The organism is Sutterella wadsworthensis, from assembly GCF_003315195.1.
In the GTDB taxonomy this organism is placed as follows: domain Bacteria; phylum Pseudomonadota; class Gammaproteobacteria; order Burkholderiales; family Burkholderiaceae_F; genus Sutterella; species Sutterella wadsworthensis.
Window position 1 is genome coordinate 221041 of record NZ_QNRV01000001.1, and the last position, 17437, is coordinate 238477.

Below are 17437 nucleotides of genomic sequence, written 5' to 3' on the forward strand. Positions count from 1 at the left end.
CTTCATACGATTTATTGCCCGCCGCCGCAGCGCGCGGCCTTCCTATTTTCTCAGAGACTCCTTCCTCATCGTGACCGTCCTCAAAAAGCGAATAACGCATTACTGGTCCATACGCGCTCGGGCTTTTGCCGATCAGCGTTTGCGGGAACTCGACAGTCCGAAAGCGAGACGCTGGCTCGAAGAGATTGTTCCGAAACTGCCCGAATCAGCAGACAACAAGCCATTGCGAGTGCTCGATGTTGGTGCAGGCACAGGCTTTTTTACTTTTTTGCTTTCGCCGCTTGGGCATGAAGTTGTCGGCATTGATCTTACGCCGGCAATGATTGCCAAGGCGAAAGAACTCGCCCGGCATCTCAACATCTCCGCAGAGTTTTTTGTAATGGACGCCGAAGCTCCGAGCTTTGCGCCCGGCAGTTTCGACGCGGTGATATCCCGCAATCTCACCTGGACGCTGCCCAATCTCGAGCGAGCCTATCGCGCCTGGGCAAAACTGCTGCGTCCCGGCGGGGTTCTCATCAATTTCGATGCGGATTACTGCCGAGAGCATTGTGATGAGCTGCCGAAACTTCATGCTCACAAAGATATATCGCCTGCGTGCTGGAGAGAGTATGAAGCCATCAAGCATGAGCTTCAGCCCGGTCAGGGCGTGCGGCCCCATTGGGACGCAGTGCTCCTGCGGGCAGCAGGCTTTGCTGACATTGCGTTCGATCATGGCGTTTGGCAGCGCATCTACAGTGAGATTGACGAATTTTTTAATCCGACGCCTATTTTTGTACTCTCAGCACGCCTGCCGCAGGAAACAATCCCATGATGAACGAAGCGACCTACGCGGAGGCCAACCGTACCTATTGGACACATCGGGCGCCGAGCTACGGCGACGTGAACCGCAAAGAGCTTGCTACTGCACAGCGCCGTATCTGGACTCAGACACTCGACGTGCGCATTCAGGCTCGCTTTCCCGATCGTGCCCGCAGCAGCATCCGTGTGCTCGATGTCGGCACTGGGCCGGGATTCTTTGCGGTCATTCTCAATGCGTTGGGGTATGCGGTGACCGCCGTCGATTACACCAATGCAATGCTCAATGAGGCACGCCTCAACGCGGGTGAAGCAGCTGAGCACATTCACTTTCATTGTATGGATGCTGAGAAACTCGGTTTTGCGGATGCGAGTTTTGATGTTGTTGTCTCACGCAATCTCACCTGGAATCTCCCGCACCCTGAGCGCGCTTATGCTGAATGGGCACGCATTCTCAAACCCAACGGGCTGCTTCTTAATTTTGATGCTAACTGGTATCGCTACCTCTATGACGCCTCTGCACAGGCTGCCCATCTCGAAGATCGCGCCAACGTCTATGCATCAGGCGCCGAAGATGACACCTTAGGGACCGATGTCGCCGCTATGGAAGCGATTGCCCGCCGCGCAGCCCTTTCTCGCCGAATGCGGCCTGCGTGGGACCACGCTCTTCTCCGTGCGCTTTCCATGTGCGTCACGAGCAATGAAGACATCTGGAAAGAGGTTTGGACTGAGGATGAGCGCATCAACAACGCTTCGACACCGATGTTTTTGGTGCAGGCAGTCAAGACTGCTGCGGCTGAGGAGGGATCGCAGTGAAACACTATGTGTTTTCGCGCTTGCTGCAGCTGATCCCCATTCTTTTCGTCATTACGTTTTTGTCCTTTGCGATGATGCGTCTGGCCGGCAGTGATGTTGTCCTGCAGTCCATGGAGCGTACGGGGATGGCCGCTTCTGATGCTGTTGTGGCGGCAGCGCGCGCGGAACTGGGACTCGACAAACCGTTTCTCACACAGTACTTCACCTGGCTGGGGAAGCTCCTCCAAGGCGACATGGGACGCAGTTACGTTTCGGGACGCCCAGTCTTTGAGACTTTCATTGCAAAACTTCCCGCAACGCTTCTGCTTACCGGGGTGTCTGTCGGTCTCACGCTTCTCGTATCACTGCCGCTCGGTATTTTTTCGGCGGTCAATCAAAACCGCTGGGGCGACTGGGTGATCCGCAGTCTGAGTTTTGTGGGCAACAGCATCCCCAACTTCTTTGCGGCGCTCCTGCTGCTTTACATCTTTGCTATTCAACTGCAGTGGCTGCCGGTGATTTCACGTCAGCTCACTGTTGAAAGTGTGATACTTCCGGCTTCCACGCTCGCGTTGGCGATGTCTGCCAAATATATTCGGCAGGTGCGGGCAACGGTACTCGACGAACTAAGCAAAGACTACGTATTGGCTGCCCGGGCCCGCGGGATCCCTTTTGCTGCCACGCTGATCTTCAGCGTTCTGCGCTCATCCCTGGTGACGATCATTACGCTTTTGATGCTCTCCATCGGCAGTCTTCTCGGCGGCACGGCCATTGTGGAGTCGATCTTCATGTGGGACGGCGTGGGCAAGCTTGCGGTGGACGCCATCAATATGCGCGATTATCCGATGATTCAGGCCTATGTGATGTGGATGGCGATCATATACGTCTGCGTCAATCTCATGACGGATCTTTCTTATCAGTGGCTTGACCCGCGGATTCGTTTGGGGAGGGGAGTCTCATGACCGCGCAGATCATCATGCCCGCTGCCGTGCAGCGTCGGCGGAAGGGCCGGCAGCGATGGGGGTTTTATGCAATTGCAGCTTTAGCCGCATTAGTATGCCTTACTGCGCTCTTTTCCGAATGGATTGCGCCATACGATCCCAATGCACAGATCTTTGCTTCGCTTTCGCCGCCTTCCTGGGAGCACTGGGCAGGGACAGACCGTTACGGGCGAGACCTCTTTTCGCGCATTCTGGTGGGACTGCGCACCAGCATTTTTGCCACTCTGAGCCTTGTATTCATCATTATGACGACAGGCACCATTGTGGGGATGATCTGCGGCTATCGCGGCGGATACGTCGATACGATCATGATGCGTATTTCGGACGTCTGCCTCGCATTCCCGGGCCTCGTTTTTGCGCTTGCAATTGCGGCGCTCCTTAACGGCGGCCTGGTCAATGCGGTGTTTGCGCTTGCGGCCATCAGCTGGCCCAAGTATGCACGAATTGCACGCAGTCAGACGCTGCGGCTGAAGGATTCAGACTTTCTCGCAGCCGCCAAGATGTCAGGCGCAACGACCGCGGCGCAGATTTGGCGGCACATCCTGCCCAACGCCATGGGACCGATTCTCGTCACGGCCATGCTTGATATCGGCACGATGATGATGGAATTGGCGGGGCTTTCATTCCTCGGTCTTGGCGCTCAGCCGCCCACAGCTGAGCTCGGCAACATGATGAGCGGCGGCAGAAGCATGCTGCAGACCTATCCCTGGGTGATTCTCGCACCAGGAGCTGCAATTCTCTTCGCTGTCGTGGCCTTCAACCTTTTGGGCGACGCCGTGCGGGATCGGCTTGACCCCAAAAACACACAACGCTGACCGATCGAATAAGTCATATCGGAAGACGAATGAACACCGGCGGGAAACAACTAAAAACCGCCTTTTTGGAGATGATCACCATGATGAACCTCAAACTCAGCAATCGCCCTCTGACGCTGCTCCTATCGGTATGCCTTGCAGCAGGTCTCGCCGCAGGCTGCTCGGGAGAAGACAAGGCAAAGCAGGGCAAGACGGCAGCTGCTCCCATGACTTTTGTTTTTGGAGACACTACCTTCAATCCCGAAAACGAAGAGCCTAATGTCAATCCGCATTTCAAATATGCCGGATGGGCAGCGATGCGCTACGGCGTCGGCGAAACGCTGTTTCGCTACTCCAACAAAATGGAGATCGAGCCCTGGCTCGCCACCAGCTATGAGCTCATTGATCCTCTGACATGGAAGCTCACCCTGCGCGAAGGCATTACTTTTTCAAATGACCGTCCGATGACTGGGGCTGCCGTCAAAGCGTGTCTTGAACATCTCGTGAAGGTCCATGACCGAGCGCAAGGCGACCTGATGATCGACTCGATCTCCGCTGAAGGTCAAACGGTTACGATCAAAACCAAGCGGCCCAATCCGACGCTTCTGAACTATCTCTCTGACCCTTACGGGATCATCTTTGACATGGAAGCGGGCATTACGGATGACGGCATCGTTGTCGGCACGGGTCCGTACAAAGTGACGAAACTGGTTTCGGGCGAAACGATCGAGCTCGTGCGCAATGAAAAGTACTGGAACGGTACGCCGGGGTTTGATCAGGTGAAGGTGCTCACGATTTCCGACGGCGACACGCTTACCATGGCGCTTCAGTCAGGTGAAATTGACGGTGCATACGGCATGCCGTATGCCAGCTATCCGATTTTCCAAAAGGGCGGCTATACCTTTACGAGCACCCCCACGAGCCGCACGTTTTTTGCGCATATGAACTTCAAGAGTCCGATTGTGCAGGATCCTGCCGTACGCAAGGCGATTGCAATGGGCGTGGACAAGGAGCGCTTTGTGCGCGATCTGCTGAACGGCAACGGTTATGTAGCCAAAGGCGCCTTTCCTTCAACTTTTGCCTTCGGCGGCGATTCGGTAAAGGCCAAACCTTACAATCCGGATCTCGCCCGAGCAACGCTTGACGCAGCCGGCTGGGTGGATTCAGACGGCGACGGCATTCGAGATAAAAACGGCCAGCCGCTGCGTATTCGCTGGCTCACTTATCCGAGCCGTCAGGAGCAGCCCCTGCTTGCCGAATCCGCTCAGGCTAATCTCAAGGCGATCGGCATCGATGTCGTTATCAACAATACGGCTGATCACAATTCGATTCGTGTGCGGCCTGAACTCTGGGACATTTATGTAAGCGCCATGGTGACGGCTCCCACGGGTGATCCGGCGTATTTCTTTACGACCCATGCGTTAGATCGCTCGGCAGTCAACAACGGACACTATCACAGCGACAAACTCGAAGCACTCGCCCGCGAGCTCAATGACACCTTTGATGTTAAAAAACGCGGGGAACTGGCCGTTCAAATGCAGCAAACCGTCCTTGACGATGACGCTTTCATCTTTTTCTCGCACCTGAAGATGAGCATGATCACGAAGGACACCGTTGTCGGACTCACTGCACACCCGACGGACTTCTATGAAATAACGGCAAAACTCGCACCGGCCCCCGCCAAGCAATAACCGGAACGCCTGAAAATGAGTTTTCACACTGATGAGGCTTTGCTTCGCTACGAGCATGTTGACGTGAGCTTCAAGGGCTGTGCTGTCCTGCACGACATCAGCATCTCCCTCGGCCGAGGAGAGATTCTCGCTGTCGTCGGCGAATCGGGCTGCGGCAAAAGTACGCTTCTGAGGGCTGCAGTCAAACTGCTCGGAGCGAGCGGACTCATCACCCGGGGGCACATCTGGTTTGAGGGCAAGGATCTTCCGGCGCTCTCCGAGAGGGCTCTGCGGCCTATTCGCGGGGCCTCTGTCGGGATGATTTTTCAGGATGCCTCCGCCTCGCTCGCGCCAGTTCGCACGGTGGGAGAACAAGTGTTTGAAGCGGTTGCCGCTCATGAACGCACTACAGAACGGGAAGTCCGCAAACGTGCATTCGATCTTTTCCGAACGCTGCATTTTGAAACGCCGGAACGGCTTTGGGAAAGTTATCCTTTTGAGCTTTCCGGCGGTATGTGTCAGCGTGTAGGCATCGTCATGGCGATGCTTCTGCGCCCGCAGGTTCTCCTCGCTGACGAACCGACGAGTGCGCTCGATGCCTCTGTCGAGGTCGAAGTGATGCGCGAACTGCTCGCTCTGAGAGAGCAGTTCGGCATGGCCATCATGCTCGTTACGCACGATATGGGTGTTGCGGCACGCATGGCCGACCGGCTGCTTGTGCTCAAGGACGGACGCATGGTGGAAATCGGTTCTGCGGCAGATGTCCTCCGTCATCCGCAGGCCGACTACACCAGAGCACTCATTGCAGCAACACCTCGACTACGGAAGAGCGCAGAATGATCCCCATTTTGTCGGTGCGCGGCCTCACTAAAGTGTTTGGAATCCCTAAAAGGGAACCCATCACTGCCGTCAGCAACGTTACGTTTGACCTCGCGGCCGGTACGGCGCTTGGCGTCGTCGGCGATTCAGGCTGCGGAAAGAGTACGCTCGTGCGGCTCATCATGCGTCTGATGCCTTCAACAGCTGGAACGATTCTCTTGAAAGGGCACGATATTACGCATTTGAATGAACGGGCGCTGCGCGAGGTCTACCGCACGATGCAAATGGTTTTTCAGCAGCCTGCGGCCTCGTTTGATCCGCGCCGAACATTGGGCGACGGGATCGGCGAGCCGCTTCGCAATCAAGGTCGTACCCGGCATCAAGCGGATCGATGCGCAGCCGAGCTGCTCGAACGCTGCGGACTGACGGCTGACATGGCTGCGCGTTATCCTCATGAAGTGAGCGGCGGGCAGTGTCAGCGTGCTGCCATTGCCCGGGCGCTGGCGGTTTCGCCCGAGCTCCTCATCTGCGACGAGGCAACGAGTGCGCTTGATGTCACCGTGGCCGGTCAGATCATGACGCTCTTGAAGGACCTCCGCCGCGAATCCGGACTCAGCGTCCTTTTCATCAGCCACAGTTTGGAACTCGTACAGTCTTTTTGCGATGAGATGCTTGTGATGAACCGCGGCAGCATCGTCGAGTCCGGTACGCCGGACGCGGTGATTGCTGATCCGCAGTCAGACTGCGCCAAACGGCTTGTTGCTGCCGCAGCAGCAATGTCCGCGGACTTTGAGGGCCTGCCGACCCGCGGCGGAACTTCGGTTGATCAGGAACTGCCTCGCTGACCGTCCAGTCTGCGGCGCACTTCGAGGGATCTTCTTCACACACGAGCACGCGGACTCAGCCGGATAACCGATGAAAGCCGTGAATGGTTCCCGGCTGGACCACATCCTTACGCTCAGGAAGCATAAGGCGCGACGCCGATCCAAAAATTTGCAGGCAAAAAACTCTGCTGTGCGGTCAAGCTCAATGACCGCAGCAGAATCAATTGCGGCTTGCTGCAGGGCTGCGGCAGACCGTTTCGCCCATTGATGCCCATTCGGTATCGGCAAAAATGGGATCTGAATCTGAAGAGTCAGAATCCAGTAGATTTGGAGGACAGAAACTCGGGCAGGATGTCGTCAATCTCAAGACCTCCGAGAAGTTCCTTCTCGTTGGGGTCACGGTCAGACGCCATATTGAACTGTTTTCTTTCCATGCAGACTTCCAGAACGCGGCGCAGCCAGGCGCTGCCGCCGGCCATTTTGAAAAATGCTTTCTGCTTATCCGTCATGCGCACGACGATCATGGCGTCGAGCGGTCTCTCTCCGGCGGGTTTTCGTCCGGAGCCGGGGCGTCTGCCGCCCCAATTGGGGTGCTTGTCGGTATTTTGCGAGGCTGCGAGCTTTCGTGCTGCCGCATTTCTGCGCGGACCGAAGATGACTTCTGGCATACAGAACCTCTCTTTTTTTGCGGGGAAACGAAGGTTTGATTTGATTATACGTATTGTTGGGATAGGATAGAAACATCACTAACCCGTAGAAATCATCAAAAATATTTAGAGAACTTCATAGGAGTACTACTTACAAAGTGTCGCATAAGTAATCTGCTCGACCGCCCATTGGGCTATGGCGGACTAGTTCTCCGCGCGACTATAGTGACGGTCAGGCTTCGGCCTAGATCTCTTTCGCATAAAAACCTCAAATTTCAAGATGAAAGCGAACGTGCACCCCGATTTACTGCCTAAGGGCGGTTCAGCCAGCCGTGACGTGCTGATCCTTGGCATCGGCAACATTCTTTGGGCCGATGAAGGCTTTGGCCCTCGCGCGGCCGAAGCGGTTCACCAGCGCTATGAAACACCCGCAGGCGTCGAAGTGATGGACGGCGGCACGCTCGGCGGATGGCTCCTTGACGAAATTCTTTCGACTCGCCGCATGCTTGTTTTCGACTGCTGCGACTTCAAGGAAAAACCGGGTACGCTCAAGGTGCTGCAGAAAAGTGATGTGAAGATCTGGTCGTCAACCAAGATTTCACCGCACCAGACGGGCTTCAATGATCTGCTTGCATCGGCTGCCATCTTGGGTTACGAGCTTGAAGATTTAGCGGTCGTGGGTATTCAGCCGGAACTGCTCGATGATTACGGCGGAAGTCTTTCGCCGCTGATTCGCAGCCGCCTTGACGAGGCTGTTGAGCTCGGCGCCAAATTCCTTGAAGAATGGGGTGTAAAGCTTACCCCGCGTCCGGCGGGAGCGAAGGTGACTCCGCTCAGCTTCAGTGTGCTCGAGCTCAATGAATATGAAGCCGGGCGTCCGGATGCCAAGGAAGCATGCCGTTTCGGCGATGAACGCTTCCTTGTACGGACGGCGGGGCACGCCGTGGAAAATCCCGAAGAAACAAAATAAGGAAGAATCCTGAGGCATCAGATATTTGCTTAGGTTTGGTGCTTTCAGTGAATTTGGAAAAGGAAACGTCGCAAATGTGCATTGCGCTGCCGATGAAGGTGCTCGAAAGCGGCCCGATGATGGTTGTCTGTGAACGCAACGGCCGCAGGCTTGAGGTGGATTGCTCCATGATTGATCAGCCGGCGGTCGGCGCATGGCTGCTGGTTTTTCAAAATCGAGCGCTGCGCGAAATTGAGGAAGCAGAGGCCGGCGAAATTGAAGCTGCTCTCGGCGCAACGGCTCGCGTCATGGCGGGTGATGTTGATGATGAGACAATCCGCTCGGGGTTTGGCGATCTGATTGACCGCGGTCCGGAGCTCCCGGAACATCTGCGCGCCCTTGTCGGCCGCGCCCCCGGAAAGCCGCTTTAACGGCGCTTCGCACCCCAATCAGAGCAAAAGGAATCTTCACAATGGCCAAATACACCCGCGTGTCGCAGATTGACCCGGAAAATCATCCGCTCTTCAATCGTCTGTGGACGACAGAAGGTTTTGAGCGGCTTACCTCCGAGAGCGTTGAAAAATTCCTGGACACCCCCGGTCTCAAGATCGCGCTTTTCGGTGATGATCCCAACAATCAGAAAGAAACGCTCGACATTCTCGTGATCGGTGCAGAGCTCAAAAAGGCGATTGAGGCGGCGCTCGCACCCGAAAACGGTGCTTGGATGAGCGATGTGAAGGAGGGCCGTGCCTTGGCTGCCCGCTGGGGAATGCGCAAACTCCCCGCCGTGGCGCTCTTTCGCGGCAGCGTCTATCTCGGTGCCTGTCAGGGACTGAAGGACTGGGATGAATACCTGCGCGAACTCGCAGAGATTGCGGCGCGTACGGAGGCTCCCAAGCGCACGATTTCCATTCTGCCCGCTGGCGGCCAAGCTGATCATCACTGCGGCTGATGAACGCTGAGCATCTTAATGAATTCAAGAGGAGAGACCCATGCAGACCTTTACCGTTGAAGAAGCCGCACGGCGCTGGCTTTCGGCACCCAAACTTGATCCGGAAACCGAACGCGCGGCGGCGGAGGCAACGATTGCTTTTCTGACCGATGTGCGCTCGAAAATTGAAGCGCATTTGGAAGACATCAAAGCTGGCCGTGCGCCTGCTGACGGCAGCGGCTTGCAGGAAGTCTGGGATTTCTCACACTTCGATCCCAAACACATCGATTTTCTTCTGGCGACCTTGGGCGAGGGTGAAGTTCGCATCAAGCTCTTCGGCGGTGAGGCCAAAGCGGGCGACACGAGCGTCCCTGGACTCTGGCGCGTTCAGAGCGGCCGCTCAGGGCAGGAGAATTTCTTTGTTTTGGCACGGCTGCCGCGTACGGTTCAGGTGGTCGGTACTCGGGGTCTTGATAAGATCCCGCAGCTCGTTAATCCGAGTGCAGATGTCTTTGCTGCGCCGGCCATTTTGCAGGAACTGCAGTACCGGCTGGATGCTTTTGATGCCGATGCCGGCGTGCCGGATATGCCGACCGATCCTTGCTTCATGCTTGAATTGAAGCGTCAGCCGTTATCGCCCGGCGACATGACTGCGCTCCTTTCCACCCTGGGTCAGGGGGATATTGATGTGGAGCTTCAGGGCATTACTCGTTCTCATATTCAGAACACCAAAGTGCGTAATCTCTGGAGAACTCGGATCATCAACAATGCAGGAAAGACGCTCCTCGATGCTTACGTCATCGCTAAGGTGCCGCCTGAAATTCCGATTTCAGCAGAAGAATTCGCCGATGGCGCGGCAAAATGCACCGACTTGATTGAATGGGTGCGTCACGATTTACAGCGCGGCACTTTGGGCGGCGGCGAAATCAAGGCCGAGGAGGTGCTTAATGTCTGAAGAGGATACGGGCGCACCGCATTTTGCTACCGGTGCAGAGGTGGAGGCGCTGCTTGATAAATACGCAAGAGACCGCGTGGGTGCTCATACGCGCATGCAGTGCAAGGTCTGCTGGTATGTCTACAATCCGGACGAAGGGTGTCCCGAAGAGGCAATAGACCCCGGCACGCCCTTTTTAGATCTGCCTGATGCTTTCGTCTGCCCTGACTGCGGGCATCCAAAAACAGCGTTTCTGCCGCTCGACGATGATCAGATAGATCCTTCTGATCCCAGCGGTCCGGCTCAAGGCTGGAGCGACCGTTGGGAGCATGGCTAAATTTTTGCGCTCGCTTTTGGCTCAGCGCATCGTGAAGCCGTCCTTCGGGGGCGGCAGGCAGAGCAGGCCTACACCCGCAATGATGAAGAGGATCGGATGCACGATGCCTCCGGCAAAAGCGAGCGTGTAGGCAAAGCGCTCTTGATAGAAGATATCAAGACGCCAGATGGCGAGACCCCGCTCAAAGATTTCGCCTGAAAAAACAAAAATATCTGCGTAGACGAGCCCTATCGTCAAAAGGAGCGTGACGGCGAGGACGGCAGAGAAAACCCGCCGAACATTGTCGTTGGGATTAAAGATGCGCCCTGAGACCGCAAAACCGATCAGAAGCAGCAGTGCCAGTCCGGCTGGAATGCCGGCGTAGACGAGATCCATCCCGGTGACGCGGGCTGAAAGCCGCCAAAGGCTGGCAGCCCACAGAAAGACGGTAAGGACAACTAAAGAGAAGGTGACGGCGCGACGCATGAGAAGTTTCCAACGAAGGATTACTGTAATTCTAGCTATGAACAGTTGCTTCTGGGTATGCTGTTAATGCATTGAAAATTAAGAAATTATCCTTTTCTCGAATTCTGGTATGGGTACCTGTGAATATTCCTCACAGCCTCCGTCAAAACAAAGCGTAAATATCGAGAGTACTTGAAGGATCCAATCAATCTCCGGCCAAGAAAAAGCATTTTGAACCGCTGCAGTGCCTCGCTGCTCACACCGAAATGCCTGACTGTGCCGTCTCATGTCAGTACTTAGGCAGCTTTTCTGGTAACAACTGTCCCGATTCCGATTTTTGCGAAGCACTTTTATATTGCGCTTGATATCAGTAGCGGAAATTTCAAAATTTCATTGGCTTCGCTGCCAGTCCACGGCTCTAGTTAATCTTTTGATAAACAATTAAAGCATTTGAGGCTATGGCAGGCAGACAGCCCAGCCAACTCTTCTTTGACGAAAATCTCCGAGCCTGCTGCAGGCGATTCGCAGCTTCCTGCGCTCATCAACGAAAAACGGTCAATGGCTGGCGCGGCGGGTGAAAACGGCAGTCATTAAGTCTGGCAGGGGGGTGCCGGATGATTTTATGTCCTGCTGCTCAGCACAAAATAAAACGCGGGTTGAGTGTTGGCCGGCTCGTCAATGGGGGAAGTTGACGGTCCGTCCGGGTACTCAACCCGACTTTCTGGAAATGCAGAGCTTCACGCGGTCTGAATGGAGACCGCGGAAGTCTGCGAGAGGGTTAGAAAGAGAAGCGGACGCCCGCATTAATCTGTCGGCTGCTCTCGAAATAGCCGCCGAAGATGTATTTGGCATTGAGCCAAAGATCGGTATTGCTGCTCAAAGACAAGTTGGCGCCAATACCGGCGTCATACCAAGTTTCTTTGTCGGCGTATGAGAAGTCGACAGACGTGGAATGGCCTCTGGCAGCGAAGACGTGATCTCCCTTGAACTCGCGGAGCACGTCGCCGTAGATATACGCCGTGCTGATGCGTTCAGCAGAACCAAACGAGAAGCTGCTGCCGGCACGGAAACCAACTCGGCCGATGATGCTGTTGGTATCCGCAATTTGAGCCTTGATGCCGCTCTCCGTTTCAAACCGAGTGCCTTCAATGCGGATGACTTGAAGCTGTGTCTGCGGTTCAATAAAGAGAAAGTCATTCAACTCAAATTTCCAGCCCAGCTCAGCACTCACGCCGTAGAACGTCTGCCAAAGCGATCCGCCGATTTTCTGGCCGGAATCGTTTCGGAGGTTGTAGTCACTGCCGAGACGACCAATCTTCGCATTGAAGTCAGCATAGCTGCCGCTCTCGCCTAAGACCGTGTAATAGAGGTTCAGTCCATAGCGATCGCTGCTGCCGCTGCCGGAAACGCCGAAGAGATCTGTATCCGCACGCGTATAGTCAAAGGCCAAGCTGACAATTTTGTGACTGTCTGCCGTGGATACTTCCTTGTTGTAGCCGACCTGAATCATGTTTTTATCCATGTCAAACGCGTGCTTACGACCGATATCTGAATAGCGATACCGAGCCCAAAGGCCATTGGTGCCGCGTTCCTCATGGCGAGCTTCACCTTGACGCTCATGAAAGCGATCCAGATCAGAGGCCAGTGAGAAGGAGGCCAGCACCGCATTATTCAAGAAGTCGACGTTTTCGTTAGCACTGCCGATGGACTTGGTCAGGAACCAATAGGTAGGCTGATCAGCTCCATCTTGTTCACTTTGCGTGTGAAGACCGAAGCGATAGAGTTCATCGGCACGATTGACTTCACCTTCGACATTGGTAGAGAAGGTTGTGCTCCCCGATCCCACGCTTGCAAAGTAGAGCTTGTCGCCATTTTTCATTTCGTCCAGATGAGCTTTGCCCATGTCGAATTCAATGATTTGGCGTGAACCGTCTTCCGCTGTGCCGATGGTGATAAAGTCGCTCTTCTCAGTGTATTTCCGTTCGCCGTTGTTGGACTGCCAATCCAGATCGATTTTGAAGATGCCGCCAGGCCCCGTGAGATTGCTAATTTCAACTCGGGAATATCTTTGGTTGGGATCCCGATAATTCGCCAATACGTAATCCGTACCTTTAATCACTGTATTTCGATAGGTTTCCCAAACCTCGGCATCCGCAAAAAGAACTACGCCTTTGTCAAGCTTCAGATTGTGTATTTTTCCGCCATCGTTTAGGAAGGACTTTCCTGCGTTAAAGATCCAAGTAGCACCATCAGACAATGAGAGATTAACTGTAGTTCGTTTCCCGTCTTCCCCAATAGTGCTGCCATACCAAAAAGAGTCAGAACCGGACAGGGCGGCATTGACTGTATGACGAGCATTTTGGTTCAGCAGAGATCCGAGACTATGAAAGACATCTATAGATCCAATCAATTGAACAACAGTACCCGATATATTTATGGTGTTTGTGTGTCCTGTTCTATCTCCCATAAAGGGATCTTTAGCAGATATGACCGTGCTGTCATTGCCGCCTTCCTTTCCAGCGATGGCGGCAATATAAATCGAATCGACGTCAGTGAAATTAACGGTCGATCCGCCCTTAGCATAGATGCCGCCGTTGTTGTCGATTCGTTCGTTCTGAGCGGTATTGATGATGCTGACGAACTTGCCTTTGCCCTTAACATTAAGGGATCGATTGTTTAGAACGAGTGCTTCCGTAGTCTCAGTGTAATAGCCGGGATCAACACCTGTTACTCGGATATCGATACCGTCATATTCATCTTTGGCTGCCCATGTTTTGGCATCCCCATGAATATTCGTTGTGCCACTGTATTTGAGAATATTTTCTGCGGCAGCTTCTGTTGAGCAAAGCGGAAGTGCGCAAAATACTGTAGCCGCCAAAAGACAGTAAACCTTATTCACGTGTGAATACTGAGGTGGCAGGACTTTATGGAGGTAGTTCGTCATCACGCAAGCAACCAAGATTGGATTGTTTATAAATGTATCTTTTATTGCGATAATTGCTTTTTTCAATAGCTTGATTTCGCAATTGAAGATGATTTTGGAAAAAATCGAATCCAATCCTATAGTGAGATGCGTATCTTTGATGTTTGTGAATAAATATTGAATGGAAGCACGATGCATTGCTTAAAATGCATATCAGTAAGTTTTCAGAATATAAAAAATTGATTACTGTTTAGCCAGAGGCATTTCCAGCTCATTCGTGCTAAATGTAGTTTACAAACAAGACTTTCATTGCCGATGATGCGATTTGGATGTATTTCATATCATCTTTTGTTGACAGATGAAAACCAGCTTGTTTAGATGTGTTTTCATTTTTATACATCTATCGATTTAGAGAGTTTTCCCTAAGTTGTGGGGCTCCAACTAAATGGTTTGACGGCAGCGGCATTTTTTTGCCGTTTATCCCTTCGATTTGGTTTGGTTTATTCTAAAAACCATATATAACATCTATATGTTAGATATTATTTTTCAATCTATTGGTGTGATTGCTAATTTCTAATAGCGCATTCGATTTTTTTGTTTATCAAATGAAAGCGAAAATTTAAAGACAGGCAACGATTGGTCTTGTAAGCTGTATGCAACAGCGCCGTTCAGGTATGGATACACGCAGAATGCATTTAGCCGGACCACCCGCAGAGAAACGTGGTGATCCGGCTAGGCAACCCGACTTATCGGTGAGAGTGGTCGTCCCGCAGCCCGTGTTGTGGCCGCAGGCCTCACCGCTATGGGTTAGAAGGCGAAATGAATCGCGGCATCAATTTGTCGGCTGCTCTCAAAAACGCCGCCGAAAATGTATTTGGCGTTGAGGCGGAAGTTGACATTGGAACTCAAGGCCACATTGGTGCCAATACCTGCGTCATACCAGGTCTCTTTGCCGGAATAGCTGAAGTCGCCCGCTGTCGAATGGCCTGCGGCAGAGAAGGCATAATCGCCCTTGAACTCGCGGAGTGCGTCAGCGAAGACATACGCCGTGCTTTTTTGTTCTGCAGAGCTCAGCGTGAAAGTGCTGCCGGCACGAAGACCGATTCGGCCAATGACGCTGTTGGTGTCTGCAATTTGAGCTTTGATGCCGCCGTCCGTTTCGAACTGGTCGCCTTCAATGCGGATGATTTGGAGCTGAGTCTGCGGTTCGATGAAGAAGGTGTCATTCAAGGCGTACCGCCAGCCGAATTCAGCGCTCACGCCGTAGAACGTCTGCCAGAACGAACTGCCGATTTTTTGCCCCGCCTGATTGCGGAGGTCATAATCGCTGCCGAGACGACCGATTTTCGCGGTGAAGTCGGCATAGCCGCCGCAGTCGGCCAGAACAGAATAGTAGAGGTTCAAGGCTTAGCGATCATTGCTGCCGCTGCCGGAAATACCGGTGAGATCGGTATCGGCATGGGTGTAGTCAAACGCAATGCCCACGATTTTGCGGCTGTCGGCTGTGGACACTTCCTTGTCATAGCCCACTTGGATCATGTTTTTGTCCATGTCGAAAGTGTTGTCGCGGCCAATGTCGGAGTAGCGATAGCGAGCCCAAAGACCGCCGGCGCCAGCCTCTTCATAACGAGCTTCGTCCCGGCGCTCGTCGAAGCGATCCAGATCCGAAGCCAGTGAATAGGATGCCAGTGCAGCGTTTCTCAAGAGGGCGATATTTTCGTTGGTGCCTCCCTGAGATTTCGTCAGGAACCAGTACGTGAGGTTGTCAGATTCTTCGCTTTGAGAGCTGTATTTGAAACTGTAGATTTCGTCAGCGCTGCTGACTTCACCATCAGCGTTGGTAGAGAAGGTCGTATCTCCGGATTCAACACTCGCAAAATAAAGTTTGTCGCCATCCTTCATTTCATCCAAATGGGCCTTGCTGATGTCGAACCATACCGTTTGGTTCGAATTATCTTCAGCTTGGCCAATTTTGATGAAGTCGCTTGTATCAGTGTATTGCTTTGCGCCTTTATTGGTTTGCCAATCCAGATCTATTTTGAAAATGCCGCCTGGACCGGATAAGTTAAGAATATTAACTTCGGAGTAGTCTCCACCAGGTCGATAATCTGCTAATTTATAGTTGATATCATTGTTAGTTATGACTGTATTATTATAGCGTTCCCGAATTAGATCGTCTGCCAATAATACAATGCCTTGGTCTAAAGTTAGGTGACTTAATCTTTTTCCGCTTGATCCATCGCCATCATAACCCAGGAGAGGTTTTGATACTGATTGTGAAGTGTGCGGGTTCATTATCCATGTTGCTCCGTTGGAAAGAAAAATATTCACTTTATTTATTTCACTTTCTCCAATGGCACTGCCGTACCAGAAAGATTCTCTTCCGGATAACTCAACTTTAATAGTAGCGTTTTGCCCTTTTTTTACATCCATTGATCCAATAAGCTGAACTTTCTTTCCAGAAATTTCTATATTGGCATTTGACCCGCTGGCGGTCATGGCAGTGCTGTGATTACCATATTCATTTCCACCAATAGAGGCGATGTACACATTGTCTGCATTTATGAATTCTATGTTTCCATTTTCAGCGTATATCCCGCCATTGTTATCAACTTCTTGTCCTTTTTTCTTTCCCTGGACGGTATTAATTATTTCTACTGTTTTACCTTCGCCCTGAACGGTAAGTTTATTTTTAACGACTAGGCATTCAGTTGTACCTTTAGATATCTTAATGAGCCCACCCAAAAAAATGGCATATGGCGGAATGTAATCAGGGGATACATCATTTAAATGAATGTGTATGTTGTCATACTCATTTTTAAATGAGCCGTCCGAATTCAAGTATTTATTATCGAATTCAGGGTTGCCATGTTTATTTGTGATTCCATCAAAATAAAGGTTATTCAATTCAGTTGCAATGCAAGGATGAATTGTGATGGCAGCGACCACCGTTAATGCCCATAATTTGCTAAGTTTGATAGGGGGAGGGGTAATTTTTTTGTACTGGAAGATCATAATTGCGAACGGAATATTTAATGATTGACAAGTTTGCGAATCTATTTTGTGGCTAGTTGATTTATATTTGCCATTGCGATAGTTTTCACAAATCTGTTTCTATCCTACGAGATGTTGTTTGACAGAGCTATCTTGCTCGAAAGCGTTATGCGCAATAACTTTCTGTGCATCGCTTGATAGAACGAATTTGTCATGCCAATAAATATCATTGATGCGTCTTTAAATGAACAGTTGTTTTTGAAGAGTGCAGTCTAAAAACCCATAAAAAACAATTATCTTTTTTGGCTGTTTGCAGTCTCAGCCTGCATCAGTTCAGACTGTTTCGCGGTCCTCGCTTGGCAAATGTTTGCATTCTTTATCGTTCTGACAGTAAGGAAAATTTATGCGCAGTAATTACCCTAAGTTGTAGACGCCCAACGACACGTTGATTACGCGGTCTTCAGAATGTTTGATCTCGACATGAATGGCTATGCAGTGTTTAGGCGAAAGATTTCATGTCGATCGATGCTGCAGAGGTTCTATATGCGTTTTCTCCCATATTTCGCGATCAATCCTCTAA

Annotated in this window: 15 protein-coding genes and 1 pseudogene; 12 read left to right on the plus strand and 4 right to left on the minus strand. The window is 52.2% G+C overall.

The genetic code is table 11. The annotated features are described in order from the left end of the window. Positions 1 to 70 precede the first annotated feature (70 nt). From DES29_RS00815 to DES29_RS00845, 7 genes are all read left to right on the plus strand, one after another. Positions 71 to 811 (plus strand): class I SAM-dependent methyltransferase, encoded by a 741-nt coding sequence (locus DES29_RS00815; RefSeq protein ID WP_016474249.1) that lies wholly within the window; start codon positions 71 to 73, stop codon positions 809 to 811. Continuing rightward, the gene (locus DES29_RS00820; protein WP_021995132.1) at positions 808 to 1611 is read left to right on the plus strand and encodes a class I SAM-dependent methyltransferase; all 804 of its coding nucleotides are present in this window, start codon (positions 808 to 810) and stop codon (positions 1609 to 1611) included. The genes DES29_RS00815 and DES29_RS00820 overlap by 4 nt, the downstream gene beginning before the upstream one ends. Beyond that, entirely contained in the window at positions 1608 to 2552 is a 945-nt protein-coding gene (nikB, locus tag DES29_RS00825) for a nickel ABC transporter permease (RefSeq protein ID WP_016474251.1), read from the plus strand. Before DES29_RS00820 ends, nikB begins: the two co-directional genes overlap by 4 nt. Continuing rightward, positions 2549 to 3406: an ABC transporter permease gene (locus DES29_RS00830; protein ID WP_021995133.1), complete on the plus strand. Its 858-nt coding sequence runs from the start codon at positions 2549 to 2551 to the stop codon at positions 3404 to 3406. Before nikB ends, DES29_RS00830 begins: the two co-directional genes overlap by 4 nt. An 80-nt stretch (positions 3407 to 3486) precedes the next feature. Next, positions 3487 to 5076 carry an ABC transporter substrate-binding protein gene (locus DES29_RS00835; RefSeq protein ID WP_046446193.1) on the plus strand — a complete coding sequence of 530 codons (1590 nt, stop codon included), beginning with the start codon at positions 3487 to 3489 and terminating at the stop codon, positions 5074 to 5076. Between the two features lie 15 nt (positions 5077 to 5091). Then, the gene (locus DES29_RS00840; protein WP_021995135.1) at positions 5092 to 5895 is read left to right on the plus strand and encodes an ABC transporter ATP-binding protein; all 804 of its coding nucleotides are present in this window, start codon (positions 5092 to 5094) and stop codon (positions 5893 to 5895) included. Continuing rightward, a complete protein-coding gene (locus tag DES29_RS00845; RefSeq protein ID WP_113854305.1) occupies positions 5892 to 6719 on the plus strand; it encodes an ABC transporter ATP-binding protein in 828 nt (275 codons plus the stop codon). The genes DES29_RS00840 and DES29_RS00845 overlap by 4 nt, the downstream gene beginning before the upstream one ends. Before the next feature lie 290 nt (positions 6720 to 7009). Here the strand turns inward: DES29_RS00845 and DES29_RS00850 are convergent, their stop codons facing one another. Continuing rightward, on the minus strand, positions 7010 to 7366 hold the full coding sequence (locus DES29_RS00850) for a hypothetical protein (RefSeq protein ID WP_021995137.1): 357 nt from the start codon (positions 7364 to 7366) through the stop codon (positions 7010 to 7012). A gap of 259 nt (positions 7367 to 7625) precedes the next feature. On the opposite strand from DES29_RS00850, the gene DES29_RS00855 reads away from it, so the two are divergent. The 5 genes from DES29_RS00855 (at position 7626) to DES29_RS00875 (ending at position 10496) form a co-directional block, all read left to right on the plus strand. Further along, positions 7626 to 8315, plus strand: coding sequence for a HyaD/HybD family hydrogenase maturation endopeptidase (locus tag DES29_RS00855; RefSeq protein ID WP_113854307.1), 690 nt, complete (start codon positions 7626 to 7628; stop codon positions 8313 to 8315). 74 nt (positions 8316 to 8389) lie between these two features. Beyond that, positions 8390 to 8725, plus strand: coding sequence for a HypC/HybG/HupF family hydrogenase formation chaperone (locus tag DES29_RS00860; protein WP_016474257.1), 336 nt, complete (start codon positions 8390 to 8392; stop codon positions 8723 to 8725). Between the two features lie 41 nt (positions 8726 to 8766). Then, complete coding sequence (locus tag DES29_RS00865; protein ID WP_016474258.1) at positions 8767 to 9246, plus strand: thioredoxin domain-containing protein; 480 nt, start codon at positions 8767 to 8769, stop codon at positions 9244 to 9246. Positions 9247 to 9286: 40 nt separating this feature from the next. After that, positions 9287 to 10180: a hydrogenase expression/formation C-terminal domain-containing protein gene (locus DES29_RS00870; protein WP_005432611.1), complete on the plus strand. Its 894-nt coding sequence runs from the start codon at positions 9287 to 9289 to the stop codon at positions 10178 to 10180. Next, positions 10173 to 10496, plus strand: a complete 324-nt coding sequence (locus tag DES29_RS00875) for a rubredoxin (RefSeq protein ID WP_021995139.1) — start codon at positions 10173 to 10175, stop codon at positions 10494 to 10496. Before DES29_RS00870 ends, DES29_RS00875 begins: the two co-directional genes overlap by 8 nt. Before the next feature lie 21 nt (positions 10497 to 10517). Here the strand turns inward: DES29_RS00875 and DES29_RS00880 are convergent, their stop codons facing one another. From DES29_RS00880 to DES29_RS00890, 3 genes and pseudogenes are all read right to left on the minus strand, one after another. Further along, the gene (locus tag DES29_RS00880; protein ID WP_016474260.1) at positions 10518 to 10961 is read right to left on the minus strand and encodes a hypothetical protein; all 444 of its coding nucleotides are present in this window, start codon (positions 10959 to 10961) and stop codon (positions 10518 to 10520) included. 757 nt (positions 10962 to 11718) lie between these two features. Continuing rightward, the gene (locus DES29_RS00885; protein ID WP_113854309.1) at positions 11719 to 14061 is read right to left on the minus strand and encodes an autotransporter outer membrane beta-barrel domain-containing protein; all 2343 of its coding nucleotides are present in this window, start codon (positions 14059 to 14061) and stop codon (positions 11719 to 11721) included. A gap of 609 nt (positions 14062 to 14670) precedes the next feature. Further along, positions 14671 to 16878: pseudogene (locus DES29_RS00890) on the minus strand (autotransporter outer membrane beta-barrel domain-containing protein). Positions 16879 to 17437: the final 559 nt, after the last annotated feature.